The following is a 6,250-nucleotide window of genomic DNA, read 5'->3' as shown; positions in this document are numbered from 1 at the left end:
CCCTCCCCCAGCGGGGGAGGGAGCTTCACGGGTCCTTGACTGAACCGTGTTGCCCTTAACCCAGGAAATCCTCGATCAGCCTGGCCAGCTGTTCGGGCTGGTCATGGTGCAGCATGTGGCCCGCATCCTGAACCACGGCCACCTGCGCCAGGGGTATCTGCTTGAGTCTTTCGTGGTACTGCGCCAGGGTGTAGGCGCTTTTCCACCAGGTGGCCAAGGAGTCGTCGGACGCCTCAACGGCCAGCGTCGGCGCGCTGATCTGCCGGTATATCTCCAGCGCTTCATCCAGCCGGTACAGGTGCGCGCTGGTGATCTTGTGCGCGGCGTCGCCCAGAATCCGCCATTTACCGCTGGCATCGGGGCGGGCCCAATGGCTGGCCAGCCAGTGCGCCTTGTCGGGCGAGAGCCGGGGGTTGGTCCTCATGAGCCGGCGCGCCACGCCGTCCACGTCGTTGTAGGCTTTCAGGTCGAGTTCGCCCCGGTGCAGGCTTTTGAGTTCGTCCATCCATTTCGCATAGCGCGCGGGGGCCTGGCTGGGTTTGCTGGCCGGCAGGCCAAACCCTTCGAGGTTGACGAGCTTGCGAATGCGTGCCGGCCGCACGCCGGCGTAGAGCATGGCTACATTGCCACCCATGCTATGCCCCACCAGGTCCACCGCCTGGCCGGCCGCATAGTGGTCCAGCAGGAAGTCCAGATCGGCCAGGTAGTCGGCAAACCAATAGCTGTCCGTTCGGCCTACCGAGGTGCTTGAGCCCGTCTGGCCGAAGCCGCGCCAGTCGGGCGCAATAATCGTGCGGCCCTGCACAAACGCATCTGACAAGGCATCGACCATGAACTGCCAGGAGGCCGCTACGTCCATCCAGCCATGCACCAGCACCAGCGGCGGCCGAGCGGCGAGGGGCGAGGCGCCAGCTGCGGCCGGCCAGACCTGGACGTGGTAGCTGAGCCCGCGTATAGGGACAAACTCGCTGCGGAAAGAACGTTTTTCTTTGTACATTGGTCCTCATCATAAGGAGGACCGAGTTGAAACGCAGTCAAAACAGGGACAAGCCCGCGGGCGGGCCGCCGGGCCCGGTGGCAGACCACTACGCAGCCATGCACAGCGGTTTTCGCTGGCAGGTTCCTGAGCACTTCAACATCGCCGAAGCCTGCTGTGGCCGCTGGGCTCATGCTGAGAGCGGCGGGCAGGGTGCTGCAAAAAGAATAGCTATTCGCGAGCATAAAACCGGGGCTCCCAGCACTGTTCATACCTACGGGGCGCTGCAGCAAGCGGCTGACGCGCTGAGCCACGCGCTGGCCGGCCTGGGCGTGGAGCGCGGCGACCGCGTCGCCATCGTGATGCCGCAGCGCTTTGAAACCGCTGTGGCCTACATGGCGATATTCCAGATGGGGGCAGTGGCCATGCCGCTGTCCATGTTGTTTGGACCTGAGGCGCTGGAGTTTCGTTTGCAGGACAGCGAGGCCGTGGTGGCCATCTGCGATGAAAGCGCCATTGCCAGCATCCAGGCGGTGAGGCCGCAGTGCCCGGCGCTGCGCACCGTGGTCGCGGCGGGCGCCGCACAAGGCCAGGGCGATATTGACTACGAGAGCGCGCTGGCGGCGCAGCAACAAGCCTTCACGGCCGTCCGGACAAAGGCAGAAGACGCCGCCATCCTGATCTACACCAGTGGCACCACCGGCCCGCCCAAGGGCGCGCTGCTGCCGCACCGCGCGCTGATCGGCAACCTGCCGGGTTTTGTCTGCAGCCAGAACTGGTTCGGATTTGATGGCAAAGCCAACGCGGGGACTGACGCCGTCTTCTGGAGCCCGGCGGACTGGGCCTGGACCGGTGGCTTGATGGATGCCTTGCTGCCCACCCTGTATTTCGGCCGCCCCATTGTCGCGTTCAACGGCCGCTTCAGTCCGGAGCTGGCCTTCACGCTGATGGCTGGGCAGGGCGTGACGCATACCTTTTTGTTTCCGACCGCACTCAAGGCCATGATGAAGGCTTACCCGCGGCCACGCGAGCATTTCCAGTTGAAACTGCAGGCCATGATGAGCGCGGGCGAAGCGGTGGGTGATGCCGTGTTTGCTTACTGCCAGGAGCAACTGGGCGTTGTCGTGAATGAGATGTTCGGCCAGACCGAAATCAATTACGTGGTGGGCAATTGCAGTAGCCTGTGGCCAGCGCGCCCCGGCAGCATGGGTAAGGGCTACCCCGGCCACCGCGTGGCGGTGATTGATGATGAGGGGCAGGAGTGCGCGGTCGGCGTGCCCGGCGATGTCGCGGTAAACCGTTATGACATCCATGGCGACCCCGACCCGATTTTCTTTCTGGGCTATTGGAAGAAGGACGCTGCGACACAGGCCAAGTTCACCGGCGACTGGTGCCGCACCGGCGACCTGGCCAGCCGTGACGCTGACGGCTACCTCTGGTACGAGGGCCGGGCCGACGACGTGTTCAAAGCGGCCGGCTACCGCATCGGCCCCGGCGAAATCGAGAACTGCCTGGTCAAGCATCCGGCGGTGGCCAATGCGGCGGTGGTGCCCAAGCCCGACAGGGAGCGTGGTGCGGTGGTGAAGGCCTATGTTGTGCTTGCTCCTGACTTTATAGCTGAACGCTCCCGTTTTTCGGGGGCTTCAGGCCAATTCGATCTGGACATGACGGCGACGCTGCAGGCCCATGTGAAAACCATGCTGGCCCCGTACGAGTATCCCAAGGAAATCGAATTCATCGACGCCCTGCCCATGACGACCACCGGCAAGGTGCAGCGGCGCGTGCTGCGCCTGCAGGAAGAAGAGCGCTTTAAGGCACAGTCATCAACCTGATCCAGCCATAAAAAAAGCACTCCAAGGAGTGCTTTTTTGTTCCGGCAGGCGCCGCGGATCTGGCTTCGCCAGTCCGCAGGAGCCGTCCCCTGCAAGGGGAAAGGGCGCTACACGCAGTGAGCGTCAATAGGGGTGTACCTTATTTCGCTGCGACCTGCTCGGCCACATAGATCTCGACACGGCGGTTCTTGTCGCGGCCTTGCTGCGTGTTGTTGTCGGCAACCGGCTCGCGCGAACCGCGGCCATCGGTTGCGATGCGGGTGCGGGCCACGCCGCGGCTCACCAGGTAATCGCGGGCTGCATTGGCGCGGTCGACGGACAGCGGGTTGTTGATCGCGTCAGAACCGGTGCTGTCGGTGTGGCCGATGATGGTCACCGTGGTGACCGCGTTCTGGTTCAGGCTGGTCGCAAAATGATTGAGGACCGGCGCGAAGTTGGGCTTGATGGCCGCACGGCCCACGTCAAACGACACATCGCTGGGAATGTCCAGCTTCAGGCGGTTGTCGGGGGTCTGGCTCACCGCCACACCGGTACCGGCGGTAGCGCGCTCCATGGCCGCTTTCTGTTCCTGCATTCTCTTGGACCAGATATAACCACCACCCGCACCGACGGCGCCGCCCAGCACTGCACCGGTGGCAGCGCCTTTTGAACCACCGGTTGCCGCGCCCAGCACCGCGCCGGCCACGGCGCCAATGCCCGCGCCCTTGGCCGTATCCTGCTGGGTTTCGGTCATGTTGGCGCAACCGGAGAGGCCGCCGATGGCGAGTGCTGCGGATGTCAGGGCTGTGATGGCCAGTTTGTTCATGCTCATGTTTATGTTCATCGAAAAGCTCCTCATGGAAATTGATTGGCTTGGCAGCGCGGCAAAGCGCTGGCAGGCAGATAGTACGCCCAGCGAAAGGTGACGATTTGTAAGACAAGCGCGCGACTTCGGCACGGGCGGATGGGGCTTGAAGCCTTAAACTAGCCGTTTTTCGAGTGCTGTCATCGCAGACTAGGTGATGGCTTCGCGCTCCCGGTAACCGGGGGCCTTTCTCATTCTGCAATTGAAACTCTCATGAATAAAGTTCAACTCGGCGCCAGCGATCTGCATGTCACTCCCATCTGCATGGGCACTATGACTTTTGGTGAACAGGTGGATGAAGCCACGGCGCATGCCATCCTGGACCGGTCTTTTGAGCGCGGGGTCAATTTCCTGGACACGGCGGAGATGTACTCGGTGCCGGCACGGGCGGAGACCTTTGGCGCCACTGAAACCATCATTGGCAACTGGTTCGCCAAAAATCCCGCAGTCCGCAGCAAGCTGGTGCTGGCCACCAAGGTGGCGGGGCCGGCACGCGGCATGTCCTGGATTCGCGAAGGCAGCCCGGACCTGACCGCGGCGGATATCACCCAGGCCTGCAATCACAGCCTCAAGCGGCTGAAGACCGATGTGATTGACCTCTACCAGATCCACTGGCCCGCCCGCCATGTGCCGGCCTTCGGCATGCTGTATTTCGAGCCGGCCAAGGACAAGGCGGTGTCGTCCATCCATCAGCAGCTGGAAGCGCTCGGCGGTCTCGTCAAGGCGGGCAAGGTGCGCGCCATCGGTCTGTCCAACGAAACCCCTTACGGCGTGCACGAGTTCGTGCGCCTGGCCGAACAGTACGGCCTGCCGCGTGTGGCGACGGTACAGAACCCTTTCTGCCTGGTCAATCGCACCGTGGAAAACGCCCTGGATGAAACCATGCACCGCCTGGGTGTTTCTCTGCTGGCTTATTCACCGCTGGCCTTCGGCCTGCTGACGGGCAAATACGACGAGTCGGGCACGGAAGGCCCGCAGGCGCCCAAGGAAGCGCGCATCGCCAGGTTTGAGTCGGTGCGCAAGCAGCGCTGGGGCCGCCCGGAGGCGCTTGCAGCCGCGCGGCGCTACAACGCGCTGGCGCGTGCGCATGGCCTGACCCCGACGCAGCTGGCGCTGGCCTTTTGCTACACCAAATGGCAGGTCGCCAGCACCATCATCGGCGTGACCTCGGTCGCGCAACTGGACGAGGACCTGGATGCCTACGGCACCACACTTTCCCCTGAAGTGTTGGCCGAGATAGACAACATCCGTTGGGAAACGCGCGACCCGGCGCTGTGAGCTCCACACATGTTTCAGCGCCTGTGATCCGCGAATTGCAAGTTCGAGCCGTGGAACCGGCTTTGCCGGGCCACAGGCGGGCGGCCCCCTCGGGGGGCAGAGAGCTACACGGAGTGAGCGACCGTGGGGGCTAAGAATCACGTCAGCGAAACGCCGGCCACGCACTTCCTGAGGGCCAGCAAGGTCGACTTCACCGAGCACCCTTACGAGTACCTGGAGCACGGCGGCGCCCAGCACAGCGCCGAGGTGCTGGGTTTTGATCCCTTCACCGTCGTCAAGACTTTGGTCATGCAGGACCAGGACGGCAAGCCCTTGCTGGTGCTGATGCATGGCAACCGCAAGGTCTCGACCAAAAATCTTGCGCGCCAGATTGGCGCCAAATCGGTCGAGCCCTGCAAACCCGAAGTGGCGAATCGCCACAGCGGCTACCTGGTGGGCGGTACCTCGCCTTTCGGAACGCGAAAGCCCATGCCTGTCTACATCGAGGAAACCATTCTGGCTTTGCCGCGGATCGCCATCAACGGGGGCCGGCGCGGTTACCTGGTGGGCATCGATCCGCAGGTGTGCGTTACGCTGCTGGGTGCAAAATCGGTGCAGTGCGCACTTATCGAATAATCAGACAAATAGCCAGACAAATAGCCAGACGAATAACAAGAGGGACATGACATTGGTTTACGCATACTCACTCGGCGCAACGCTTGCGGCCTACCTGCTCGGCTCGCTGTCTTTTGCAGTCATTGTCAGCAAGGTGATGGGCTTGCATGATCCCCGCAGCTACGGCAGCAAAAATCCGGGTGCGACCAACGTGCTGCGTTCCGGCAACAAGGTGGCGGCGGTGGCCACCTTGCTGCTTGATGGCTTGAAGGGCTGGCTGCCCCTGATGCTGGTCCGGTGGCTGGGGCGCGACTATGGTCTGGGCGACGGCACCGTAGCGGCCGTGGGCTTTGCGGCCTTTATCGGCCACCTGTACCCGGTGTTTTTCCACTTCAAGGGTGGCAAGGGCGTGGCCACGGCTGCGGGTGTGCTACTCGGGATTAGCTGGCTGCTGGGCCTGGCAACCCTTGCGACCTGGCTGATCGTGGCGTATTTCTCGCGCTATTCCTCGCTGGCGTCCCTGGTTGCCGCAGTCTTTGCGCCCCTGTATTACCTCTTTGGTGACCGGGCTGCGTGGTACGTGGACAAAGGCATCCTGGTCGCCATGTTCGCCATCAGCGCGTTGCTCGTGTATCGCCACCGCGAGAACATCAACAAGCTGCTCAAGGGCACCGAGTCCAAGCTGGGCTCCTCGGGCAAGACGGCGCGATAGCACCGCAACTGCGC

General features: G+C 63.0%; 6 protein-coding genes. 4 read left to right on the top strand and 2 right to left on the bottom strand.

Annotated features, from left to right (window positions below; all coding sequences use genetic code 11):
• Nucleotides 1-55: 55 nt before the first annotated feature.
• Nucleotides 56-997 (bottom strand): alpha/beta fold hydrolase, encoded by a 942-nt coding sequence (locus AC1DUB_RS25535; RefSeq protein WP_477731928.1) that lies wholly within the window; start codon nucleotides 995-997, stop codon nucleotides 56-58.
• A gap of 98 nt (nucleotides 998-1,095) precedes the next feature.
• Between AC1DUB_RS25535 and AC1DUB_RS25530 the strand changes: the two genes are divergently transcribed.
• Nucleotides 1,096-2,808 (top strand): acetate--CoA ligase, encoded by a 1,713-nt coding sequence (locus tag AC1DUB_RS25530; protein WP_477731932.1) that lies wholly within the window; start codon nucleotides 1,096-1,098, stop codon nucleotides 2,806-2,808.
• 139 nt (nucleotides 2,809-2,947) lie between these two features.
• Here the strand turns inward: AC1DUB_RS25530 and AC1DUB_RS25525 are convergent, their stop codons facing one another.
• Complete coding sequence (locus AC1DUB_RS25525) at nucleotides 2,948-3,613, bottom strand: YiaD family glycine zipper/OmpA-like lipoprotein (protein WP_477731931.1); 666 nt, start codon at nucleotides 3,611-3,613, stop codon at nucleotides 2,948-2,950.
• 252 nt (nucleotides 3,614-3,865) lie between these two features.
• Here AC1DUB_RS25525 and AC1DUB_RS25520 point away from each other — a divergent pair, with 252 nt between their 5' ends.
• The 3 genes from AC1DUB_RS25520 to plsY all read left to right on the top strand — a co-directional run bounded on the left by AC1DUB_RS25520 (nucleotide 3,866) and on the right by plsY (nucleotide 6,236).
• Nucleotides 3,866-4,930: an aldo/keto reductase gene (locus AC1DUB_RS25520; protein ID WP_477731927.1), complete on the top strand. Its 1,065-nt coding sequence runs from the start codon at nucleotides 3,866-3,868 to the stop codon at nucleotides 4,928-4,930.
• A gap of 123 nt (nucleotides 4,931-5,053) precedes the next feature.
• Nucleotides 5,054-5,545 (top strand): aminoacyl-tRNA deacylase, encoded by a 492-nt coding sequence (locus tag AC1DUB_RS25515; protein ID WP_477731926.1) that lies wholly within the window; start codon nucleotides 5,054-5,056, stop codon nucleotides 5,543-5,545.
• 52 nt (nucleotides 5,546-5,597) lie between these two features.
• Entirely contained in the window at nucleotides 5,598-6,236 is a 639-nt protein-coding gene (gene plsY, locus AC1DUB_RS25510) for a glycerol-3-phosphate 1-O-acyltransferase PlsY (RefSeq protein ID WP_477731930.1), read from the top strand.
• Nucleotides 6,237-6,250 lie beyond the last annotated feature (14 nt).

This window comes from Polaromonas sp. P4_F9, assembly GCF_056401235.1.
This window is presented reverse-complemented; position numbering and strand designations above follow the sequence as displayed.

What these genes read in the sequence shown, in the direction of transcription:
- AC1DUB_RS25535 (WP_477731928.1), bottom strand. Translation starts at nt 997, where the DNA reads ATGTACAAAGAAAAACGTTCTTTCCGCAGCGAGTTTGTCCCTATACGC.
- AC1DUB_RS25525 (WP_477731931.1), bottom strand. Translation starts at nt 3,613, where the DNA reads ATGAACAAACTGGCCATCACAGCCCTGACATCCGCAGCACTCGCCATC.
- AC1DUB_RS25530 (WP_477731932.1), top strand. Translation starts at nt 1,096, where the DNA reads ATGCACAGCGGTTTTCGCTGGCAGGTTCCTGAGCACTTCAACATCGCC.
- AC1DUB_RS25520 (WP_477731927.1), top strand. Translation starts at nt 3,866, where the DNA reads ATGAATAAAGTTCAACTCGGCGCCAGCGATCTGCATGTCACTCCCATC.